This is a genomic window from Aeromonas sp. s2, from assembly GCF_040907935.1.
In the GTDB taxonomy this organism is placed as follows: Bacteria; Pseudomonadota; Gammaproteobacteria; order Enterobacterales; family Aeromonadaceae; genus Aeromonas; species Aeromonas dhakensis.
Genome location: NZ_JBFOCR010000014.1, coordinates 16,131 through 36,147 on the forward strand (window position 1 = coordinate 16,131; position 20,017 = coordinate 36,147).

General features: G+C 62.7%; 18 protein-coding genes. 6 read left to right on the top strand and 12 right to left on the bottom strand.

Translation table 11 applies throughout. The features are described from left to right. Window positions 1-85: 85 nt before the first annotated feature. Both ung and AB5Y81_RS10970 read left to right on the top strand, forming a co-directional pair. Window positions 86-754, top strand: coding sequence for a uracil-DNA glycosylase (gene ung / locus AB5Y81_RS10965; protein ID WP_017765029.1), 669 nt, complete (start codon window positions 86-88; stop codon window positions 752-754). Window positions 755-912: 158 nt separating this feature from the next. Then, entirely contained in the window at window positions 913-1,461 is a 549-nt protein-coding gene (locus tag AB5Y81_RS10970; protein ID WP_017765030.1) for a hemerythrin domain-containing protein, read from the top strand. A gap of 51 nt (window positions 1,462-1,512) precedes the next feature. Here the strand turns inward: AB5Y81_RS10970 and AB5Y81_RS10975 are convergent, their stop codons facing one another. Then, window positions 1,513-1,695: a DUF3545 family protein gene (locus tag AB5Y81_RS10975; protein ID WP_005298488.1), complete on the bottom strand. Its 183-nt coding sequence runs from the start codon at window positions 1,693-1,695 to the stop codon at window positions 1,513-1,515. 160 nt (window positions 1,696-1,855) lie between these two features. Then, the gene (gene tal, locus AB5Y81_RS10980; protein WP_279485431.1) at window positions 1,856-2,806 is read right to left on the bottom strand and encodes a transaldolase; all 951 of its coding nucleotides are present in this window, start codon (window positions 2,804-2,806) and stop codon (window positions 1,856-1,858) included. Between the two features lie 742 nt (window positions 2,807-3,548). Here tal and AB5Y81_RS10985 point away from each other — a divergent pair. Beyond that, window positions 3,549-4,991: a sodium:alanine symporter family protein gene (locus AB5Y81_RS10985; protein WP_005298492.1), complete on the top strand. Its 1,443-nt coding sequence runs from the start codon at window positions 3,549-3,551 to the stop codon at window positions 4,989-4,991. Window positions 4,992-5,232: 241 nt separating this feature from the next. Here the strand turns inward: AB5Y81_RS10985 and AB5Y81_RS10990 are convergent, their stop codons facing one another. The 3 genes from AB5Y81_RS10990 to AB5Y81_RS11000 are packed head-to-tail and all read right to left on the bottom strand — an operon-like array spanning window position 5,233 to window position 9,099. Beyond that, window positions 5,233-7,206, bottom strand: a complete 1,974-nt coding sequence (locus AB5Y81_RS10990; protein WP_279485432.1) for a DUF3488 and transglutaminase-like domain-containing protein — start codon at window positions 7,204-7,206, stop codon at window positions 5,233-5,235. Further along, complete coding sequence (locus AB5Y81_RS10995) at window positions 7,193-8,179, bottom strand: DUF58 domain-containing protein (RefSeq protein ID WP_126882341.1); 987 nt, start codon at window positions 8,177-8,179, stop codon at window positions 7,193-7,195. Before AB5Y81_RS10995 ends, AB5Y81_RS10990 begins: the two co-directional genes overlap by 14 nt. Further along, window positions 8,179-9,099, bottom strand: coding sequence for an AAA family ATPase (locus AB5Y81_RS11000; protein ID WP_279485433.1), 921 nt, complete (start codon window positions 9,097-9,099; stop codon window positions 8,179-8,181). Before AB5Y81_RS11000 ends, AB5Y81_RS10995 begins: the two co-directional genes overlap by 1 nt. 192 nt (window positions 9,100-9,291) lie before the next feature. On the opposite strand from AB5Y81_RS11000, the gene blaAQU reads away from it, so the two are divergent. Together blaAQU and dtpB are read left to right on the top strand one after the other, a co-directional pair. Continuing rightward, complete coding sequence (blaAQU, locus tag AB5Y81_RS11005) at window positions 9,292-10,434, top strand: AQU family class C beta-lactamase (RefSeq protein WP_279485434.1); 1,143 nt, start codon at window positions 9,292-9,294, stop codon at window positions 10,432-10,434. Window positions 10,435-10,989: 555 nt separating this feature from the next. Beyond that, the gene (gene dtpB, locus AB5Y81_RS11010) at window positions 10,990-12,492 is read left to right on the top strand and encodes a dipeptide/tripeptide permease DtpB (RefSeq protein WP_279485435.1); all 1,503 of its coding nucleotides are present in this window, start codon (window positions 10,990-10,992) and stop codon (window positions 12,490-12,492) included. Window positions 12,493-12,536: 44 nt separating this feature from the next. Here the strand turns inward: dtpB and ruvX are convergent, their stop codons facing one another. Both ruvX and AB5Y81_RS11020 read right to left on the bottom strand, forming a co-directional pair. Further along, window positions 12,537-12,959: a Holliday junction resolvase RuvX gene (gene ruvX, locus AB5Y81_RS11015; RefSeq protein ID WP_005303327.1), complete on the bottom strand. Its 423-nt coding sequence runs from the start codon at window positions 12,957-12,959 to the stop codon at window positions 12,537-12,539. A 46-nt stretch (window positions 12,960-13,005) separates the two neighbouring features. Next, window positions 13,006-13,560: a YqgE/AlgH family protein gene (locus tag AB5Y81_RS11020; protein WP_005303325.1), complete on the bottom strand. Its 555-nt coding sequence runs from the start codon at window positions 13,558-13,560 to the stop codon at window positions 13,006-13,008. A 118-nt stretch (window positions 13,561-13,678) separates the two neighbouring features. Here AB5Y81_RS11020 and AB5Y81_RS11025 point away from each other — a divergent pair, with 118 nt between their 5' ends. Continuing rightward, a complete protein-coding gene (locus AB5Y81_RS11025) occupies window positions 13,679-15,304 on the top strand; it encodes a methyl-accepting chemotaxis protein (protein ID WP_026141201.1) in 1,626 nt (541 codons plus the stop codon). A 90-nt stretch (window positions 15,305-15,394) separates the two neighbouring features. Here the strand turns inward: AB5Y81_RS11025 and gshB are convergent, their stop codons facing one another. From gshB to metK, 5 genes are all read right to left on the bottom strand, one after another. Beyond that, window positions 15,395-16,348 (bottom strand): glutathione synthase, encoded by a 954-nt coding sequence (gene gshB / locus AB5Y81_RS11030; protein WP_279485436.1) that lies wholly within the window; start codon window positions 16,346-16,348, stop codon window positions 15,395-15,397. Window positions 16,349-16,394: 46 nt separating this feature from the next. Next, a complete protein-coding gene (gene rsmE / locus AB5Y81_RS11035) occupies window positions 16,395-17,126 on the bottom strand; it encodes a 16S rRNA (uracil(1498)-N(3))-methyltransferase (RefSeq protein ID WP_041216407.1) in 732 nt (243 codons plus the stop codon). 63 nt (window positions 17,127-17,189) lie between these two features. Further along, window positions 17,190-17,894, bottom strand: a complete 705-nt coding sequence (locus AB5Y81_RS11040; RefSeq protein WP_368146654.1) for an endonuclease — start codon at window positions 17,892-17,894, stop codon at window positions 17,190-17,192. Between the two features lie 73 nt (window positions 17,895-17,967). Further along, window positions 17,968-18,501: a SprT family zinc-dependent metalloprotease gene (locus AB5Y81_RS11045; protein WP_279485437.1), complete on the bottom strand. Its 534-nt coding sequence runs from the start codon at window positions 18,499-18,501 to the stop codon at window positions 17,968-17,970. 69 nt (window positions 18,502-18,570) lie between these two features. Further along, window positions 18,571-19,722 (bottom strand): methionine adenosyltransferase, encoded by a 1,152-nt coding sequence (gene metK, locus AB5Y81_RS11050; RefSeq protein ID WP_005303314.1) that lies wholly within the window; start codon window positions 19,720-19,722, stop codon window positions 18,571-18,573. Between the last annotated feature and the right edge of the window lie 295 nt (window positions 19,723-20,017).

The following is a 20,017-nucleotide window of genomic DNA, read 5'->3' on the forward strand; positions in this document are numbered from 1 at the left end:
GAGGAGAGAGGCGCACCGACCTGCACGCACGAGCGGCCGGGTCGAAATAAGCGCCTCCCCCGACAGATTCAATGAGGAGATTGGGGTGCTGACCTGGACTGATGTGATTGGCTCCGAGAAGGAGCAGGACTATTTCAAGGCAACCCTGGCGACCGTCAGGAGCGAGCGGGAGGCGGGCAAGGTGATCTACCCGCCGGCCACCGACGTGTTCAACGCCTTCAAGCTGACTGAGCTGGATCAGGTCAAGGTGGTGATCCTGGGCCAGGATCCCTATCACGGCCCGAACCAGGCCCATGGCCTCTGCTTCTCCGTTCTGCCCGGCGTGCGCACGCCCCCCTCGCTGGTGAACATTTACAAGGAGATGCAGCGGGATCTGCCGGGTTTTGTCACACCCAATCACGGTTTTCTGGAGTCCTGGGCCACCCAGGGGGTATTGCTGCTCAATACCGTGCTGACGGTGCAGGCGGGCCAGGCCCATTCCCATGCCCATCTGGGTTGGGAGACCTTCACCGACCGGGTCATCGAGCAGATCAACGCCAGCTGTCAGGGGGTGGTCTTCCTGCTGTGGGGCGCCCACGCCCAGAAGAAGGGGCGTTTCATCGACCGGAGCCGCCACCACGTGCTGAGCGCCCCCCACCCGAGCCCGCTCTCGGCCCATCGCGGCTTCATCGGCTGCGGCCACTTCTCCGAGACCAACCGCTTGCTGAGCCAGCAGGGGATGAGCCCCATCAACTGGCACTCGGTCTGCGAATAACGCGGGGCAGACAGCCGTGATTTGCTCGGTCGGGAGGGTGGAGCAGCATGCGCCACTGGCCGTTTTGTCTGCAGCTGACTTGATTGAGTGCAAAGTCGGCGCGATAAATGGCCGTATACTCGGATCAGAATCGTTTCATTTCAGCGCAAGGAGTGCCTATGTTAGCGAGTCTGCACAAGGATCATCTCAACATCGCCCGGCTGCTGGGTCTGCTCAAGCAGAAGCTGGCGGCCATTCGCAGCGAAGAAAGGGTCAGCTATTTCCTGATCCGCGACGTGGTGGATTACCTGCGGGAGGTATCGGACAAGTATCACCATCCGAAGGAAGACATCATCTATGACTACTACCTCAAGTACCGGGTAGTGGAAGGGGATGTGGCCAACCGGCTGCAACTGGAGCATGCCAAGCTGGTGGAGGCCGGTGCCGAGCTCAGGGAGATGGTGGAGATGATCCTGATGGATGCGGTCATTCCGCTCGATCAGTTCACCGCCAAGCTGGAGCAGTTCGTGGCGCTGCAGGAGGCGCACATGAACTACGAAGAGGGGGTCATCTTCCCCCATCTGCGCGACTCGCTGACCGAGGATGACTGGCGTCATCTCGAGCAGGTCTGGCAGAACCGCGCCATCGGGGATCCCCTGTTCGGGCCCGAGATCAGCCAGCACTTTCAGGATCTGGCCAGGCGCCTGTCGCTGCCGATCTCTTCCTGAGGGGTAACTCTCTCTTGAAAAACAAGGCCCCGGTTAACCGGGGCCTTGTTTTTACAACTCGATCTCGTCTGAGAGACCTTCGTAGGCGATGTCGATGGATTGCAGCTCCTTCTGCAGGCGATGCTTGTCTTTCAACGCCTCTATCTCACGCCATTTACGTTTTTTTCCCGTTGTCCCGCGGCTACGTGAACCGAGCTCAACTACATCTTCATAATCGAAGTTGAACATTTCCATGGCTCCCTCCTTGGTTATTCTCGTTTTCACCATCCGTATAACATACCGGCATTGAAAATAAAACGTTTTCGTGACGAACCCATGACAGCGGATCCTGCGCCCATAAAAAAACCGGGTGCCCTTGCGGGAACCCGGTTTTTGTCGGCAGATGGCGCAGTGATCAGAGGCGGCTGGCCAGCATGGTTTCCAGCTTGCTCTGGTCGATGGCAAACATGCGGATGCCTTCGCCCAGTTTCTCGTGAGCCATGGCGTCCTGGTTCAGTTCCCAGCGGAATTCGGCTTCGGTCATCGGGGTCGGTTTGGCCTTGCGCTCGCTGGTGTAGTCCAGTTTGCGTACCACGGCACCTTCAGCCTTGCTCAGCTCTTCCAGCAGGGCCGGGCCAATGGTCAGACGGTCGCAGCCGGCCAGTTCCAGGATCTCGCCGGTATTGCGGAAGCTGGCACCCATGACCACGGTCGGGTAGTCGTGCTGCTTGTAGTAGTTGTAGATGGAGGTGACGGAGACCACGCCCGGATCTTCGCTGGCGGTGTAGTCACGGCCGTTCTTGGCCTTGTACCAGTCGAGGATGCGGCCCACGAACGGGGAGATCAGGAAGGCGCCGGCTTCGGCACAGGCACGGGCCTGGGCGAAGGAGAACAGCAGGGTCAGGTTGCACTGGATACCCTCTTTCTCCAGTACCTCGGCGGCACGGATCCCCTCCCAGGTGGAGGCCAGCTTGATCAGGATGCGATCGTTGCTGATACCGGCGTCGTTGTAGAGACGGATCAGTTTGCGGGCCTTGGCGATGCTGGCCTCGGTGTCGAAGGAGAGGCGAGCGTCCACTTCGGTGGAGATGCGGCCCGGGACGATCTTCAGCACTTCCAGACCGATGTTGACCGCCAGCTTGTCGCCCGCGTCGATGATTTGCTGTGCCTTGTCCTGGCTCTGGGCCTTGGCCCAGGTGACGGCATCTTCGATCAGCGCCGCGTACTCGGGGATCTCGGATGCCTTCAACACCAGAGAGGGGTTGGTGGTGGCATCGATGGGCTGGTAGCGCTTGATGGCTTCGATATCGCCGGTGTCGGCGACAACTGTGGTCAGGGCTTTCAGCTGGGTTAATTTATCGGCCATGGCAAATATCATCTCTTTATGAGGGCGCACTCTCTTGGTGAGGACGCAGGCTCGGGGGTGGCGGGCGTGAGACGACAGTTCTGAAATAAAATTACAAAATCCCGGCGACTCAGGCTCAGAAAAGCGCGATGGGCAGGTCCCATCGTCATTGCCTGCCTAATTAATACGGATGTGGCGCATCCTGCAATAGGGGGGGCTGTATGCTTATCAGCCACTCCCTGGCGCAGGCGGGAAGGAGTGGATAAAAGTGTTTGATAAAAAACGACTTTTATCTGTTTTTAGTCGTTGAAATTATCCTTCGTCAAAAACAACTTTTTTAGTTGATTATCTGTTTTGTGCCCTCGATCACATAAATTGTGAGGTCAGCTACTTGAAATTTTATTACGTGTAAAACGTTTGGCGAAAGCGGGCCGTTTTGGCTGCCCGGATGGGTAAACGCTTGCGTAATGGTTTGCCTCCTTTTTCCCGCTTCTACCTCTATGTAGATAATTGCCAAAAGGTTTTCTTATGGGTCTAATTTGTTGGCCGATTGATTGGATTCTCAGTTTTGTTGAAATTTTGCGAGTTAAATGAAGCTTTATTGCGCTAAAACGCTCGTTTTTTGTTTCCGTAGTGAACCCGATCACTATTCTGAACTCCTTCGCTATGCTAGATTCCGCCCCTTTAGTGAACCGCAAATTCAGAAATCGACAGCAAGGGGTCAGCGCAGACTGACCATGGATGTGATAACAACGAGAGAAATATGGACACCTTGATCGCAATGATTAACGACCTGATGTGGGGAGCCGTGCTCATCTACCTGCTCATCGGCGTCGGCATCTTCTTTACCTTCCGTCTGGGTTTTATCCAGGTCCGCCACTTCGGCCACATGTTTTCCGTTTTGCGCAACAGCCGCAAATCAGACAAGGCCGGTATCTCCTCCTTCCAGGCCCTCTGTACCAGCCTCGCCGCCCGCGTCGGCACCGGCAACCTGGCCGGTGTGGCGGTGGCCATCTATCTGGGTGGCCCGGGCGCCATCTTCTGGATGTGGCTGATCGCCTTCATCGGCATGGCGACCGCCTTCGTCGAAAGCACCCTGGCCCAGCTCTACAAGGTCAAGGATGAGGATGGCAACTACCGTGGCGGCCCCGCCTACTACATGGAGAAGGGGCTCGGCATGCGCTGGATGGGGGTGCTGTTCTCGCTCTGCCTGATCCTGGCGTTCGGTCTGGTGTTCAACGCGGTGCAAGCCAACTCCATCAGCCTGGCGATGAACGTGGCCTTCGGCATCCCCGACTGGGTCAGCGGTCTGGCTCTGGTGGTGCTCTCCGGCCTCATCATCTTCGGCGGCATCCGCGGCATCGCCCGCTTCGCCGAGCTGGTGGTGCCCTTCATGGCACTGGCCTACATCCTGATGGCGCTGTTCGTGGTGCTGGTCAACATTCACGAGCTGCCGGGTGTGTTCAGCCTCATCATCAAGTCCGCTCTCGGCCTTGAGCAGGCAGGCTCGGGTGCGCTGGGTTACGCCATCTCCCAGGCGATGATCAACGGCATCAAGCGCGGCCTCTTCTCCAACGAAGCCGGTATGGGCTCCGCCCCCAACGCCGCCGCGACCGCGACCCCCTATCCGCCGCACCCGGCCTCCCAGGGCTATGTGCAGATGCTGGGGGTGTTCCTCGACACCATCGTCATCTGTACCTGTACTGCCGCCATCATCCTGATGTCCGGCCAGTTTGAGCCTGGCTCAGGCATCACAGGTGTTGAGCTGACCCAGCGGGCGCTCTCTTCCCAGATCGGTGGCGGTGGCAACATCTTCATCGCGGCGGCCATCTTCTTCTTCGCCTTCACCTCCATCGTGGCGAACTACTCCTACGCCGAGACTAACCTGGTGTTCCTCGAGCACAACCACAAGGGCGGCCTGATGCTGTTCCGCTTGTTCGTGCTGGGCATGGTGATGTTCGGTTCGGTGGGCGAGCTGCCGACCGTGTGGGCAATGGCGGATGTCTCCATGGGACTGATGGCCATCGTCAACCTGGTGGCCATCCTGCTGCTCTCCGGGGTGGCCATCAAGCTGGCCAAGGATTACAACGACCAGCTCAAGCTGGGCAAGCTGCCCACCTTCGATGCCAACAAGTACCCCGAGATCCGCAGCCAGCTGGAAGAGGGTATCTGGGACAATCCGGCGCAAAACAGCAAGCAGGCATAAGCCTCGCAGTCGTCGTTGTCTGATAACAAGGGGAGCCATGGGCTCCCCTTTTGTTTGGGCGCCGTTTCATCGTCGTCACCTTTGGGCATCCCAGCGCCGGCAGATCTGACGCAGCCGGCGCTGCATCTGGCACAAGGTACGTTGACGCTGCTTGGCCGTCAGCCGTGTGCATCCCAGCGCTGGCAGATTTGGCGCAGTCGTCGCCGTACCTTGTACAAGGTGTGTTGACGCTACACTGCCGTCAGCTGTGGGCATCCCAGCACCGGCAGATCTGACGTAGCCGACGCCGCAACTGGCGCAGAGTGCGTTGGCGCTGCGTGGGCGACAGCGGAGCATAACGCCAGCGCCGGTAGAGCCAGGCCCCCTGTCGCAGCGGCCGCGCCAGCAAGGGTCTGAGGTCGGCGAGGCGCTCGCACCAGCTGGCCAGGCTTTCCCCGGCCAAGGGCTGCCAGCCGTGGCGGGCGGCGCGCCGGCGCAGGGGCTGCCATAGCCGCAGCCTCGCCGGGGTCGGGCCACGCCAGAGCAGCAGCCCGCCCACCAGAGTCGCCACCCCCGACAGGGCGGCCAGAATAAGCCAGTGGGTATGGCCTGAGAGCGCCGGCCAGCGTTGCCCCAGCTGTTGCCACAGGTTGGCCGCATCATAGTTGAGTACCCAGCGGGTCCATTGGTAATCGAGGTTGGCCCCCCACCAGCGCAGCTGGTTGAGCAGGGCCCAGTTGCGATAGCGCTGCAAAGAGAGCGGGTCAGCGGCGGCGAACTCGCCAGCCAGGGCCGCCGGCACGCCCCCCTCGATGCGCTGGGGTGCCACCGCGGCGGTGGGATCGAGCCGCTGCCAGCGGTTCTGCTCATCCAGATACTCCACCCAGGCGTGGGCATCGAACTGGTGTACCTCCAGATAGTTGCCCCTCGGATTCCACTCGCCGCCAAGGTAGCCGGTCACCAGCCGGGCCGGGATGCCGGCCGCCCGCAGCACGAAGGCGGTGGCCATGGCGTAGTGGCCGCAAAAGCCGCGCCGGCTCTCGAACAGAAAATCATCCACCCCGTCCTGCCCCAGTCGTGGCGGCTGCAGGGTGTAGTAGAAGTCGCCCTGACGAAACTCGCCCAGCAGGGCGGCGGCGAGCGCCTCCGGCGTCGGATGGCGGGCCTTGAGCATCAGGGCGTGGGCCCGAGCCTTGGGGTTGCCGATGGTGGGCAACTGCAGGTTGAGCTGGCGGGTCGCCTGGCTGGCTGGCGGCGCCGTGGCGGCCGTGCTGACCTGGTAGCTGATGCGGCCATCCCCCCGATCGCGACGATAGAGGGTGGCGAGGGGGCTCAAGGTGACCGGGCCGCTCAGCACCTCGGGATCGGTCAGGGCCAGGGTCCAGCGGTGGCGCTGGGGCTCGGCGATCACCTGATAGCCGCCGGCAGGCAGCGGGGTGGTCGAGTTTGCCGCCGGCTGCGTCTGCACGGATTGGGACTGTTGCCAGCGGCGCACCTCATCGCTTAACAACCAGCGGCGGCCATCGAACAGCTCCTGGCGCATCAGCGGGAAGTAGCGCTCCTGGGGCAGGGGGGGCGCTGAGGCGAAGCTGATGCGAAAAGCCAGCTCGGAGGAGTTGACCAGCTCGCTGATGTCGCCGGGGGCCACCTCCTCCGAGAGGCCGGAGAGGGCGCGGTTGCTGCTTGGCATCTGCCAGAGCGGCGGTAGCCTTGGCAGCAGCAGGAACAGGGTGAGCAGCAGGGGCGCGGCCAGCAGCAGGGTGACGCCGGCGCGCAGCCACAGCCGTCGGCCGAGGGGCTGCACCGCCGCCAGCAGGGTGGTGACTGCCAGCCAGAGCGCCCCCGCCATCGCCAGGGCCCACCCCATGCTTTGCCGTTGCACCAGTGCCAGCGCGACCAGAAAGAAGGCGAGCAGCAGCACCTGCTCCACATCCCGCTCCCGCCGTACCTCGATGAGCTTGAGGCCGTAGCCGAGCCAGAGCAGGTTGATGAGGGCCGGCAGGGTGCCGAGCTGGCGCCACTGCCAGCCCAGCAGCGCCACGCCCAGTATGGCCAGCAGTGCCAGCATTGCGGCGGGCGGCGGGCGCCAGCCCCGCCACAGCATCATGGCCCGCACGCCAAGGGCAAGCAGCGAGACGGCCATCACCCAGAGCTGCAGCTGGGGCCAGAGGGCCGGGATCAGCAGCAACTGCAGCAGGGCGAGCAGCGGCAGCAGGCGCCGGTTATCGAGCAGCATCGAGGTCTGTCTCCTGCATCGGCTCCCGGGCGTCGAGGCGGGCCAGTGCCAGTTGGCAGCGCTGCAAAAAGGCGGGGCCGCTGTCCGGCCCGAGCGTCCGGCCCGCCAGGGTCAGGCTGAAGGGAATGCCCCGTTTGGCATAGTCGCCACACCACCAGGCGAGCACCGCCAGCCTCGCTTCGAGATCCTGGCCGCCAACCCGGGAGAGGGAGAGGTGGGTATCATCCTGTCCCGGCTCGCAGAACTGCTTCACCAGCAGGCCGCGCCCCTGGGCGAGCTGTTTCCAGGCCACCCGGCTGAGCGGCTCCCCGCTCTGATGGGCCCGCAGCATGTCGAAATCTCCCATCGAGGCCGGGGTGGATTGTCCCCGGTTGCCCGCCGCGTCGGTTGCGGCCTCCCCGCGCAATGGGCCGTACGCCGGGGCCGGGGCGAGCCAGCCCTCCAGTTGCAAATCCAGCAGCGACCAGCAGCGAAACAGGCCGAGGGGGTAGCGGCTCTCCACTCGCAGCCTCTCCAGCGGCAGTCGCCCGCGCCGGGTACCCAGCACCGGCAGGAGCAGAGGTTGGGGCACCGCATCCACCTGCGCCAGCCAGAACCGCCCTTCATTGAGGGAAAACTGCAGTGCCTGCAGCGGCCGTTCGCTGCGTACCGTGATGCGCATGGGCAAGGGGCTGCCCACCTCTCCCAGCACGGCAGGCCCCCCCAGCAGGGCTAGTCCCAGCAGGTTGCGGTGGGTGAGCCACATGGTGACCATGAACAGGCTGCCGAGGCCGTAGGCCAGCAGCAACACCAGGTTGTTCTGGTAGTTGGTGCCGAGCAGATAGATGGCCAGCATCACCAGCAGATAGCAGAGGCCGAGCCGGGTGGGCAGAATGAACAGACAGCGCCCCTGCAGGGTGAGCTGGCGGGCCGGCGGGATGCGCCTGGCCAGCCAGCCTTGCTGCCACCTGGCTCTGCGCTGGCGCCAGTTCATCAGGGGCGATCCGGATCGACCCGGGCCAGCAGGCGCTGGCTGAGCGGGCAGGCTTCACCGCGCTGCACCCCAAAGCTCCCCCTGAGCCTGTGCTCGGCCACGTAGGGGAAGACCGCCTGCACATCCTCCACGCTGACGAAGCGGCGGCCCGCCACCAGCGCCCAGGCCCGGCTCACCGCCAGCAGGGTCTGGGCGGCGCGGGGTGAGAGCGGCTGCGGCAGCTCGGCGTCGAAGCGGCTCTGCTGCACCAGTGCCAGCAGGTAGTCGAGGGTGGCGTCGGCGAGGTGGATCTGCGCCGCCTCTGCCTGCAGGGCGGCGAGATCTGCGGCATCGAGCTGGCGCGCGAGGGGGGCGCTCTGGCTGGCCCCACGCAGCAACCGCCGCTCCGCCTCCGGGGTCGGAAAGCCCAGAGAGAGGCGCACCGCGAAGCGATCGAGCTGGGATTCCGGCAGGGGGTAGGTGCCCGATTGATCCGCCGGGTTCTGGGTGGCGATGACGAAGAAGGGGGAGGGGAGCGGGTGGCTCTGCCCCTCGATGCTCACCTTGCCCTCGGCCATGGCCTCCAGCAGGGCGCTCTGCACCTTGGGGCTGGCGCGGTTGATCTCGTCCGCCAGCAACACCTGGGCAAAGACGGGGCCGGGGTGAAAGCGAAACTGCTGCTGCTGGGGGTCAAAGATCTGCAGCCCCAGCAGGTCGGCCGGCAGCAGATCGGCGGTGAACTGCACCCGCCGGCAGTCGAGCCCCAGCACTTGCGCCAGGGCGTGGGCCAGGGTGGTCTTGCCCATGCCGGGCAGATCCTCGATCAGCAGGTGGCCGCGGGCCAGCAGGGTCACCAGGGCAATCTTGAGCTGCAGCGGCTTGCCCAGGATCACCTGCTCCAGCGCCGTCAGCAGCCGGGTTATCTGTGGTTGTGTCTGCACGGGTGCCTCTCCTCGGTGTCGTTGCCCCTACAGCTTAATACGCCAGTTCGGTGGCAAGAGGATAAGTTGCAGATAACCCATTGAATCCGGATGATTTGAGGCGCGACTTCACACAGACTTCACCTGTGCTCATGTTCGCCACATATTGGCCCGCTATGCTGGCGGCTTTCCAACCTCACGAGATCTATCGTCATGAAGCAAACCTCACCCTTGTCGTTGCTGGCGCTGAGCGCCCTGCTGCTGTCGCCCCTCACCCAGGCCGCTCCCGCCGATCCGCTGGTCGGGGTAGTGGATGATGTCATTCGTCCGCTGGTGAAAGAGCACAGGATCCCGGGCATGGCGGTAGCCGTGTTCAAAGAGGGGCAGCCCCACTACTTCAACTACGGGGTTGCCGAGCTGGCGACGGGGAAGAAGGTCAGCGAGCAGACCCTGTTCGAGATTGGCTCGGTCAGCAAGACCCTGACCGCGACTCTGGGGGCCTACGCCGTGGTCAAGGGGAGCATTGGGCTGGATGACAAGGTGAGCCGACACGCTCCCTGGCTCAAGGGCTCCGCCTTTGATGGCATTACCATGGCCGAGCTTGCCACTTACAGTGCCGGGGGCCTGCCGCTGCAATTCCCCGACGAGGTGGAATCGCTCGAGCAGATGCAGGCTTACTATCGCCAGTGGACGCCGGCCTATCAACCAGGCAGCCATCGCCAGTACTCCAACCCCAGTATCGGCCTGTTCGGCTATCTGGCGGCGAGCAGTCTGCAGCAGCCGTTTGCCCAGTTGATGGAGCAGACCCTGCTGCCAGGGCTCGGCCTGCATCACACCTATATCAATGTGCCGAAGCAGGCGATGGCGAGCTACGCCTATGGCTATTCGAAAGAGGACAAGCCCATCAGGGTCACGCCAGGGGTGCTGGCGGACGAGGCCTACGGCATCAAGACCAGCTCGGCGGATCTGCTCGCCTTTGTGAAGGCCAACATCAACGGGGTGGATGACAAGGGATTGCAGCAGGCCATCGCTTTGACCCACCAGGGGCGCTACTCGGTAGGCGAGATGACCCAGGGGCTGGGCTGGGAGAGTTACCCCTATCCGGTCAGCGAGCAGACGCTGCTGACGGGCAACTCGGCCCAGGTGATCATGAAGGCCAATCCGACGACGGCCGCGCCGAAGGAGATGGGGAGCCAGCGGCTCTTCAACAAGACCGGCTCGACCAACGGCTTTGGCGCCTATGTGGCCTTCGTGCCGGCCAAGGGAGTGGGCATCGTCATGCTGGCCAACCGCAACTACCCTATCCAGGAGAGGGTAAAGGCGGCCCACGCCATCCTGAGCAAGCTGGCTCCCTGAGCGGGCACTGGCCACGGGTCACGGTGCCATTTGCCGCGACCCACCTGTTCTGAAAAACGCCGGGCTTTGCCCGGCGTTGTCATCTGGTCTGGGGGCAGCAGTAAAATAAAGACCCGTTTGAGATTAACAAAACTAATCCCGCCATATTAGAAAACTTCACTAATAGCATAGTTACAAGTGTGATCTGCGGCTTACTTACTTCATATGCAGTTAATTATCATAAATAGTGATGATTGCTCGATGTTTTAACGTTATGCGGTGAATGCCGGGCCATCTTGACTGGAAGCGAGTCGCGGCAGGAGAGGAAGGCCCGTTCGATCCCCATTTTGGGTTGCCCGCCGATATTCGGTCTGCAGCCAGCAAGGGGTCGATGACCCGAGCAGGGAGGTTCATGGCATGGCGAAAACCATCGCCCCCTCAGCATCACCCCATCCGGGCCAGTCGGCCTGTTCCCCCCTTCGTCTGCATCGCGCCAGCAAGCTTGCGACCCCTGGCCAACCCGGCTGCGGGGCCGCTCACATGAATAAGAAAATACATACAGACAGGTAGGTTAGCATGCGTCCATCCACCCCGACCGGGTTGTTGCAACAACCCAAACCCTTTTTCATGATCTTCTTCGTCGAGCTCTGGGAGCGCTTCGGCTATTACGGCGTCCAGGGCCTGCTGGCGGTGTTTTTCGTCCAGCAGCTGGGCTTTTCCCAGGAGCAGTCCTTCATCACCTTCGGTGCCTTCTCGGCGCTGGTATACGGCCTCATCTCGGTGGGCGGTTACGTGGGTGACCATATTCTGGGGACCAAGCGCACCATGGTGCTGGGGGCCATCGTACTGGTCATCGGCTACTTCATGACCGGCATGTCCATCTACAACCCTGACCTCATCTTCTATGCACTGGGCACCATCGCCGTCGGCAACTGCCTGTTCAAGGCCAACCCCGCCAGCCTGCTCGCCAAGTGCTACGAGCCCGGTGATCCCCGACTGGATGGCGCCTTCACCCTGTTCTACATGTCGATCAACGTCGGCTCGCTCATCTCCCTGTCGCTGGCTCCCGTGGTGGCCGATCACTACGGCTACACAGTGACCTACAACCTGTGCGGGGTCGGCCTGGTGATCGCCCTGCTCACCTTCTTCGCCTGCCGCCGCATGGTCATGGGAATAGGCTCGGCCCCCGACCACCTGCCGCTCGACTACGGCAAGCTGCTGCTGGTGCTGTTGGGCTCGGTCGCCCTGGTCTTCTTCTGCGCCTGGCTGATGCACCACGTGGTGATCGCCAACATGGTGCTGATGACGGTGACCCTGGCCGTGGTGGTCTTCTTCTTTCGCGAGGCCTTCAAGCTCGACAGTGTCGGGCGCAACAAGATGTACGTGGCTTTCGTGCTGATGCTGGAGGCGGTGGTGTTCTACGTGCTCTATGCCCAGATGCCGACTTCGCTCAACTTTTTTGCCATCAACAACATGCACCATGAAATGCTGGGGGTGACCGTCAACCCGGTCAGCTTCCAGGCGCTCAACCCCTTCTGGGTGGTGCTGGGTAGCCCGGTGCTGGCGATGATCTATACCCGGCTGGGCAGCCAGGGGCGGGATCTCACCATGCCGCTCAAGTTCACCCTGGGCATGCTGTTCTGCTCCCTCGGTTTTCTCACCGCGGCGGCGTCCGGTATCTGGTTTGCCGATGCGCAGGGGCTCACCTCACCCTGGTTCATGGTGCTCATCTATCTGTTCCAGAGTCTGGGGGAGCTGATGATCAGCGCCCTGGGGTTGGCCATGGTGGCGGCGCTGGTACCGCAGCGGCTGATGGGCTTCATCCTCGGCATGTGGTTCCTGACCCAGGCGATGGCCTCCCTGCTCGGGGGCTATGTGGCGACCTTTACCGCGGTGCCGCAGGGGGTGACGGATCCGCTGCAGACCCTGCTCATCTACACGGACGTGTTCGGCAAGATTGGTCTGGTGACCCTGCTGGTGGCGGGGGTGATGGGGCTGATGGTGCCCTGGCTCAACCGCATGATGCAGTCCGGTGAGCGCCATGGCGAGGAGGAGGAACTGTCGCAGGCCAAGGCCTGAGAGTGGCAGAAGGGGTGAGGGCACGAGCGCCTCACCCCGGCAGATCAGTCGTATTGCTCTTCCATCCAGGCTTCCAGGATGAGCTGGGCGGAGACGCCATCCACGCTCCCCTTTTCCAGCGCCCGATAGCCACCCTGTTCGAACAGGCGGGCGCGGGCATCGGTGGTGGTGAGCCGCTCGTCCTTGAACTCTACCTGCTTGCCGAAGCGGCCGTGCAGGCGGTTGCCGAACTTGCGGGCGCGCACCGTGATTTCCTGCTCGGTGCCGTCCATGTTGAGCGGCAGACCCACCACCAGCAGGTCCGGTTGCCACTCCTTGAGCAGCTTGTCTATTTCGTCCCAGTTGGGGATGCCGTCGTTGGCCTTGAGGGCGCGCAGCGGGCGGGCCGTGCCGGTGAGCTCCTGACCTATGGCGACCCCTATGCTCTTGGTGCCGTAGTCAAAGCCCATGATACTGCGTGATGACATTGGGTAATTTCCTCAGAATGCGTCGCAAATTGCACAGCAGATTGCATCAGCCGTGGCCGATGTCGCTGGACAGGTGAACGGGATTGACCCCGATGCTGGCGGCGGCGCGTTGCCAGCGCTGGTGGATGGGGGTCTTGAACACCAGATCCGGATTGGGGGGGATCACCAGCCAGGCGCCGTCCACCAGCTCCTGTTCCAGTTGCCCCGCGCTCCAGCCGGCGTAACCGAGCGCCACCAGCCAGTGCGCCGGTGCCTCCTCGGTACCCAGGGTCTCCAGTATGTCCTTGGAGGTGGTGACCATCAGCTCGTCCCCCACCTGCAGGGTGGAGTTGAAACCGGGGCGGAAGCTGTGCAGCACGAAGCCGCGATCGGCGTGAACCGGCCCCCCCTGCAGCACCGGCTGTTTGAGTTCCGGGTTGGCGGGCGGTGCCAGCTTGAGCTGATCCAGCATGGTCTCCAGCGACATGTCCACCGGAATATTGACCACCAGCCCCATGGCGCCCTCTTCGTTGTGTTCGCACAGATAGACCAGCGAGCGCTCGAAATAGGGGTCGGTGAGGCTCGGCATGGCGAGCAGGAAGTGATTTTGCAGTGTTTGCATATGGGCCAAATATTGCAAAGGTATTTGCAGTCAATTATGGCAGCTCGCTTCGTCTGGCAAAACCGCTTTTTGGGCGGCTGGCTCAGACCAGTCAATCTGTTTCAGTGGAGAGAAAGCCATGGAAGGTATTTCAATCAGGCAGAAGTTGATCCTGGGCTGTGTGGTTCCCCTGCTGGCGCTGTTGCTGCTGGTCATAGGAGCAACCCAGGCGATGTCCCGGCTGATGACCGGCATCAACGCCATGTATCAGGGGGAGGTGGTCCAGCTCAAGGAGCTCAAGCAGATCGCCGATCTCTATGCGGTCAAGGTGATCGATGCCGCCAACAAGGCCAACGTCGGGGGCTTCGAACCGGCCCGCTCCAAGGCCGACATGAGCGCCGCCCAGCAGGAGATCGCCACCATCTGGCGCCAGTATCGCAGCCACGACATGAGTGACGAGGAGCGCAGGCGGGCGGACAAGGTGGAGGCGCTGTTTGCCGCCGCCAACCGGGAGATAGAAAAGGTGATGGGGCTGCTGGAGGGCTCGCCGGGCGAACACAACGCGGCGCTTGCCGCCGCCATCATGCCGCTCTATCAGGTGATCGACCCGGTCAGCGATGCGGTGAGCGATCAGGTGGCGTTCCAGCTAAAAGAGGCGGAAGAGAACGTGGCCGAGCTCAACCAGCTCAGGCAGCAGCTGACCCAGCTGTTTGTCGCGCTGTTTGTGGTGGTGGGGGGCTGTGTGCTGTTTATCGGGGTTTGGGCCGGGCGCAGCGTCAGCCAGCCGCTGGCGGCCATGGGGCAGATCCTGCGCGGCATGCAGACGGATCTCGACTTGAGCCGGCTGGCCCCCGTGCTGCGCAAGGATGAGATGGGCAGCCTGGCGCACTCCCTCAACGAGGTGATCCGCCATTTTCGCGGCCTCATCGCCCAAATCAACGAGACTGCCGAGCAGCTTGCCAGGGCCTCGGCCCAGCTGGCCCATATCGGGGTCGAGAGCCGCCAGCGGTTTGCCCAGCAGCAGGCGGAGACGGATCAGACCGCGACCGCCATGAACCAGATGAGCAGCACGGTAGCCGAGGTGGCCAACAGCTCCAACCAGGCGGCCGATGCGGCCCGTCATGCCGACGACAGCGCACGGCACGGCCATCAGATAGTGGAGGATGCCATTGCGCGCATGTCACACCTCTCCTCCCAGATCCAGAACACGGCGGCCATGATCACCCAGCTGGCGGATGACAGCCGGGACATCGGCAGCGTGATGGACGCCATTCGCGGCATCGCCGAGCAGACCAACCTGCTGGCACTCAACGCCGCCATCGAGGCGGCGCGGGCAGGGGATCAGGGGCGTGGCTTTGCGGTGGTGGCCGACGAGGTGCGCACCCTGGCCCAGCGTACCCAGCGCTCCACCGAAGAGATCGGCAAGACCATCGTCAAGTTGCAGCAGGGGGCCAATCAGGCGGCCAGCAGCATGGAGCAGGGGCTGGAACAGGTGGAGGAGTCCAACCGAACCGTGCTGGCCTGTGGTCAGGCGCTCGGCGAGATCGTCAGCTCGGTCAACGTGATCAACGAGATGAATACCCAGATTGCCACGGCGGCGGAGGAGCAGAGCAAGGTGGCCGAGGAGATCACCCGCAACGTGGTCAACATCGCCCATATCGCGACCGAGTCTACCGGGGCGGCCACCCAGCTCAACCAGAACTGTCACGAGCTGGAGCAGTTGTCGGGGGATCTCAAGGAGAAGGTGGGGCAATTCCGCTGCTGAGGGGACTGACGCTGGATAGATGGATTGATGGATGGATAGAAAAGAGGCGGCCCCGGGGCCGCCTCTGTTGTTTATCGCCTGTTGTCGTGGTTAAGCCTTGGCCAGCCGGCGCTCGATGGCATCCATCAACATGCCGGTGATGTGCACGTCGAAGGCCGCTTCAATCTCGCGGATGCAGGTGGGGCTGGTGACGTTAATCTCGGTCAGCCGATCGCCGATGATGTCGAGGCCGACGAAGATGAGCCCCTTCTCTTTTAGAGTCGGGCCGACTGCGCGGGCGATGGCCCAGTCGGCCTCGCTCAAGGGACGCGCTTCACCACGGCCACCGGCCGCCAGGTTGCCACGGGTCTCCCCTTGCGCCGGGATGCGGGCCAGGCAGTAGGGTACCGGCTCACCGTCCACCACCAGCACCCGCTTGTCGCCATCCTTGATGGCGGGCAGATAGGTCTGCGCCATGCAGTACTGGCTGCCATGCTCGGTGAGGGTCTCGATGATGACGCCGACGTTGGCGTCATCCTCCTTCATGCGGAAGATGGAGGCGCCACCCATGCCGTCCAGCGGTTTGAGGATCACGTCCTTGTGCTGGGCGTGGAAGGCGCGCAGCTTGTCGGCTCTGCGAGTGACGAGCGTGGTCGGGGTGTGTTCGGCAAACCAGGCGGTGTAGAGCTTCTCGTTGGCGTCGCGCAGGCTCTGGGGCTTGTTGACGATGAGGCAGCCCTCATCCTCGGCCCGCTCCAGCATGTAGGTGGCGTAGATGAACTCGGTGTCGAAGGGGGGATCCTTGCGCATCAGGATCACGTCCAGGCTGGAGAGCGGCTGATCCACCACCTCGCCGAGGCTATACCAGTCGGCATAGTCATATTTGACGGTGAGCGGACGCATGGTGCCGAAGGCACGACCGGCCTCCATGTAGAGATCCTTCATCTCCAGATAGAACAGCTCGTAGCCGCGCTTTTGCGCCTCTTCGAGCATGGCGAAGCTGGAGTCCTTCTTGATGTTGATGGCCGAGATGGGGTCCATCACGATGCCGAGTTTAATGGTCATCCGCTGTTCCTTCTGTAGAGGAGCCCGCCTTGGCAGGCTCCGGGAGTTAGGCCAGATCGCCGAAGCGGCACTGCAGCGCAGTAATCGCGGTGAGGGCTGCGGTTTCGGTGCGCAGCACCCGCGGCCCCAGCAGCATCTCTTTGAAATCTTCCTGCACGGTACGGGCGATCTCGTCGCTCGACAAGCCCCCTTCCGGGCCGATCAGCAGCCGCACGCCGTGCTCAGGGATTGGCAGGGTGTTGATGCTGTAAGGGGCGCGCGGGTGCAGGTTGAGCTTGAGTTCGTTGGTCTCTTCCGCCAGCCAGGCGTCGAGCTCCATCGGCATGCGCACTTCGGGCACGGTATTGCGGCCGCACTGCTCGCAGGCGCTGATCACCACCTTCTGCCACTGCTCGCGTTTTTTCTCCAGCCGATCGGCCGGCAGCTTGACGCCGCAGCGTTCGGAGAAGAGCGGGGTGATGCAGGTGACGCCCAGCTCCACCGATTTCTGGATGGTGAAGTCCATCTTGTCGCCGCGGCTGATCACCTGACCGAGGTGGATGGCCAGCGGGGATTCCACCGAGCGGGTGTCGCAGCTGTCGATGGTCACTTCCACCGACTTCTTGCCGACGTTGGCGATGGTGGCGGGGTACTGGTTGCCGTCGCCGTTGAACAGCTCGAGCTGCTGACCCGGCTGCATGCGCAGCACCCGGCCGATGTGGTTGGCACCGTCTTCCGACAGGGCGAGGGTCTGGCCCACCTGCAGGGCGGCCGGTTCATAGATACGTGGAATGCGCATGGCTCAGTGTCAGTCTCTGGTTCAAGAAGAGGGGGTTTAAATCCCTTGTGTCCATAGATGGGGTTATTGGCACTGCTTTTCAATAAAGGGGTTGGTATTGCCCTGCAGCTTGCCGATGCGGCGGTTGCGCTCGCACTCCCAGCCGTCGGCCGGGTACTGCCTGTCCCAGGCTTCGAACAGTTTACGCTGTTGCGCCGCCAGACGCAGCCCATACTGCTGGCTCATATAGAGGTAGGCGCGGGCGATCTGGCCCCGTACCGGCCCCTTGGGCGGCTGCACCTGGCGATTTTTGAAGTCCACCAGCATCCGGCACTGGCCGTACTGATCCGGGGTGCCATTCCAGTCGGAGAAGCGGAAGTTGGCCCGATCGCCGTTCACTTCGCCGATGGCGGGGAAGAGGTTGTGCATGTCCCCCTCCATCTTATTGAACTCGGGGCTCGCTTTTTCGCAGTTCTTGCGACCACCCTGCTGCCAGCACTGCAGCTGGTGGCCGAACTCCCAGGCGGGGACTACGTGTTCCCACTCGATGCGGGCGGCGCGCTTGGGCTGCTTGCGCGGCTCATAGCCGCAACTGGCCAGATCCGGGCTCATTTTCTTGCCCTGATAGTCGATGTTGCAGCCGCAGTAGATGGTGGTGACAGCGGGCTGGCTCTGGTAGAGCTTCACCAGATCCTGCTTGGCTTCGCGAAAGGTCTGGGCATGCAGGGGCGCGCTGAGCAGCGGCAAACCGGCCAGCAGGGTCAGGGCGAGGGAAGAGATGAGACGCATGGGATTCCTTGCAAACGGGATGATTGACGAACGATGGCGGGCACCCTACCACAAGGGCGCGACACCGGCTGGCTTACTGCGAGGTGACGACCCGTTCCAGCGGCTGCCGACAGCGACGGCAGTGGTAACGGGCCTCGCCGCGCACCACCTTGTTGTGGCGGCGCACCGACAGCTGATGCTGCTGGCAGAGGCAGCGATAGGGGATGGTTGGCTGCGCCAGTACCGCCAGATCGAAGCTGTGGGTGGTTCTGGGCTCAAGGCCGAACAGCTCCCGCATCACAGATTGCCACTGGCGGCCGTGGGGCAGCACCCGCGATTTGCCGCGCCCTTCGCCCCACAGGGCATAAACCAGCAGGTGGGCCACCTCGTGGGGCACCACTTCGGCCAGAAACGCCTGCTGGTTGGCCTGATAGAGGGCCGGGTTGAAGCGAAGCTCCCAGGTCTGCAGCCGCGCCGAACCTGCCGCCCGACCGCGCATGTTGCAGTGCACCTGCGGGCGGGGAAAGGGGCGGCCAAGGCGTGCTTCGGCCTGCACAAAACAGGCGTCGACGCGGGTGAGCAGCTGCTCGTGCAGGGCGGGATCGAGGCGGGTAGTTGTGACGGACATCGGGTTCTCGGCAAATGGCGGACAAGCAAAAGGGGAGCCAGGCTCCCCTTTATACCACAAGCGTGAGGCTTACAGACCGGCGGCGGAACGCAGCAGTTCGGCCTTGTCGGTCTGCTCCCACGGGAACTCGTTGCGACCGAAGTGACCGTAGGCGGCGGTAGCCTGGTAGATCGGACGCTTGAGATCCAGCATCTGGATCAGGCCGTACGGACGCAGTTCGAAGTGCTCGCGCACCAGCTTGACCAGCAGATCTTCGGCTACCTTGGCAGTGCCGAAGGTTTCGACGCTGATGGAGGTCGGCTCGGCCACGCCGATGGCGTAGGAGACCTGTACTTCGCAGCGATCGGCCAGACCGGCGGCGACGATGTTCTTGGCCACGTAGCGGGCGGCGTAGGCAGCGGAGCGGTCAACCTTGGACGGATCCTTGCCGGAGAAGGCGCCACCACCGTGACGGGCCATGCCGCCGTAGGTGTCGACGATGATCTTGCGACCGGTCAGACCGCAGTCACCCATGGGGCCGCCGATAACGAAACGGCCGGTCGGGTTGATGAAGTATTTGGTGTCCTTGTTGATCCACTCGGCCGGCAGCACCGGCTTGATGATCTCTTCGCGCACCGCTTCAACCAGGTCTTTGTGGCTGATGGATTCGGCGTGCTGGGTAGAGAGCACCACGGCATCCACACCGATGATCTTGCCGGCGTCGTCGTAGGCGAAGGTCAGCTGGCTCTTGGCATCCGGACGCAGCCACGGCAGGGTGCCGTTCTTGCGCACTTCGGCCTGACGCTTCACCAGCAGGTGGGAGTAGGTGATGGGGGCCGGCATCAGCACGTCGGTTTCGTTGGTGGCGTAGCCGAACATCAGGCCCTGGTCGCCCGCGCCCTGCTCCAGCGGATCGCTGCGGTCAACGCCCTGGTTGATGTCCGGGGACTGCTTGCCGATGGCGTTCAGCACGGCGCAGGAGTCGGCATCGAAGCCCATGTCGGAGTGGGTGTAGCCGATCTCGCGCACTGTGTCGCGCACGATCTGCTCGATGTCTACCCAGGCGGTGGTGGTTACTTCACCGGCCACCATGACCATGCCGGTCTTGACCAGGGTCTCGCAGGCAACGCGTGCCTTGGTGTCTTGCTTGAGGATGGCGTCCAGGACCGCATCGGAGATCTGATCCGCAATCTTGTCGGGATGGCCTTCGGAGACCGACTCGGAAGTAAACAGCTTTGCCATGATGGGATTCTCAGCTTGTCTGGGGTTATCGCCGCAGCAATAACCGGGTGATGATAGGATGATTGTAGAGGTATCTACATCTGGACGTCCATTTTAGTTAGCGACCCCCTCGATTGCCAGCACTATTTTGGTTTTGCCGCCCCCTGGCCGAACAAGATCCGTTCTTCACCCCATTTGGGGTAGATAGTGGTCATGACTCAATCGTTTGCCCCGTCAAGAAAAGCGATTGAGCTCCCAAAGCGGCTTTATTCGCCCAGATAATATTTGCACGCCGCGCCCCCTGCTGGGACAATGA

Excerpts from the sequence above, each read along its gene's own strand:
- AB5Y81_RS10970 (WP_017765030.1), top strand. The coding sequence starts at position 913 with ATGTTAGCGAGTCTGCACAAGGATCATCTCAACATCGCCCGGCTGCTG.
- AB5Y81_RS10975 (WP_005298488.1), bottom strand. The coding sequence starts at position 1,695 with ATGGAAATGTTCAACTTCGATTATGAAGATGTAGTTGAGCTCGGTTCA.
- tal (WP_279485431.1), bottom strand. The coding sequence starts at position 2,806 with ATGGCCGATAAATTAACCCAGCTGAAAGCCCTGACCACAGTTGTCGCC.
- AB5Y81_RS10985 (WP_005298492.1), top strand. The coding sequence starts at position 3,549 with ATGGACACCTTGATCGCAATGATTAACGACCTGATGTGGGGAGCCGTG.
- AB5Y81_RS10990 (WP_279485432.1), bottom strand. The coding sequence starts at position 7,206 with ATGCTGCTCGATAACCGGCGCCTGCTGCCGCTGCTCGCCCTGCTGCAG.
- AB5Y81_RS10995 (WP_126882341.1), bottom strand. The coding sequence starts at position 8,179 with ATGAACTGGCGCCAGCGCAGAGCCAGGTGGCAGCAAGGCTGGCTGGCC.
- blaAQU (WP_279485434.1), top strand. The coding sequence starts at position 9,292 with ATGAAGCAAACCTCACCCTTGTCGTTGCTGGCGCTGAGCGCCCTGCTG.
- dtpB (WP_279485435.1), top strand. The coding sequence starts at position 10,990 with ATGCGTCCATCCACCCCGACCGGGTTGTTGCAACAACCCAAACCCTTT.
- ruvX (WP_005303327.1), bottom strand. The coding sequence starts at position 12,959 with ATGTCATCACGCAGTATCATGGGCTTTGACTACGGCACCAAGAGCATA.
- AB5Y81_RS11020 (WP_005303325.1), bottom strand. The coding sequence starts at position 13,560 with ATGCAAACACTGCAAAATCACTTCCTGCTCGCCATGCCGAGCCTCACC.
- AB5Y81_RS11025 (WP_026141201.1), top strand. The coding sequence starts at position 13,679 with ATGGAAGGTATTTCAATCAGGCAGAAGTTGATCCTGGGCTGTGTGGTT.
- gshB (WP_279485436.1), bottom strand. The coding sequence starts at position 16,348 with ATGACCATTAAACTCGGCATCGTGATGGACCCCATCTCGGCCATCAAC.
- rsmE (WP_041216407.1), bottom strand. The coding sequence starts at position 17,126 with ATGCGCATTCCACGTATCTATGAACCGGCCGCCCTGCAGGTGGGCCAG.
- AB5Y81_RS11040 (WP_368146654.1), bottom strand. The coding sequence starts at position 17,894 with ATGCGTCTCATCTCTTCCCTCGCCCTGACCCTGCTGGCCGGTTTGCCG.
- AB5Y81_RS11045 (WP_279485437.1), bottom strand. The coding sequence starts at position 18,501 with ATGTCCGTCACAACTACCCGCCTCGATCCCGCCCTGCACGAGCAGCTG.
- metK (WP_005303314.1), bottom strand. The coding sequence starts at position 19,722 with ATGGCAAAGCTGTTTACTTCCGAGTCGGTCTCCGAAGGCCATCCCGAC.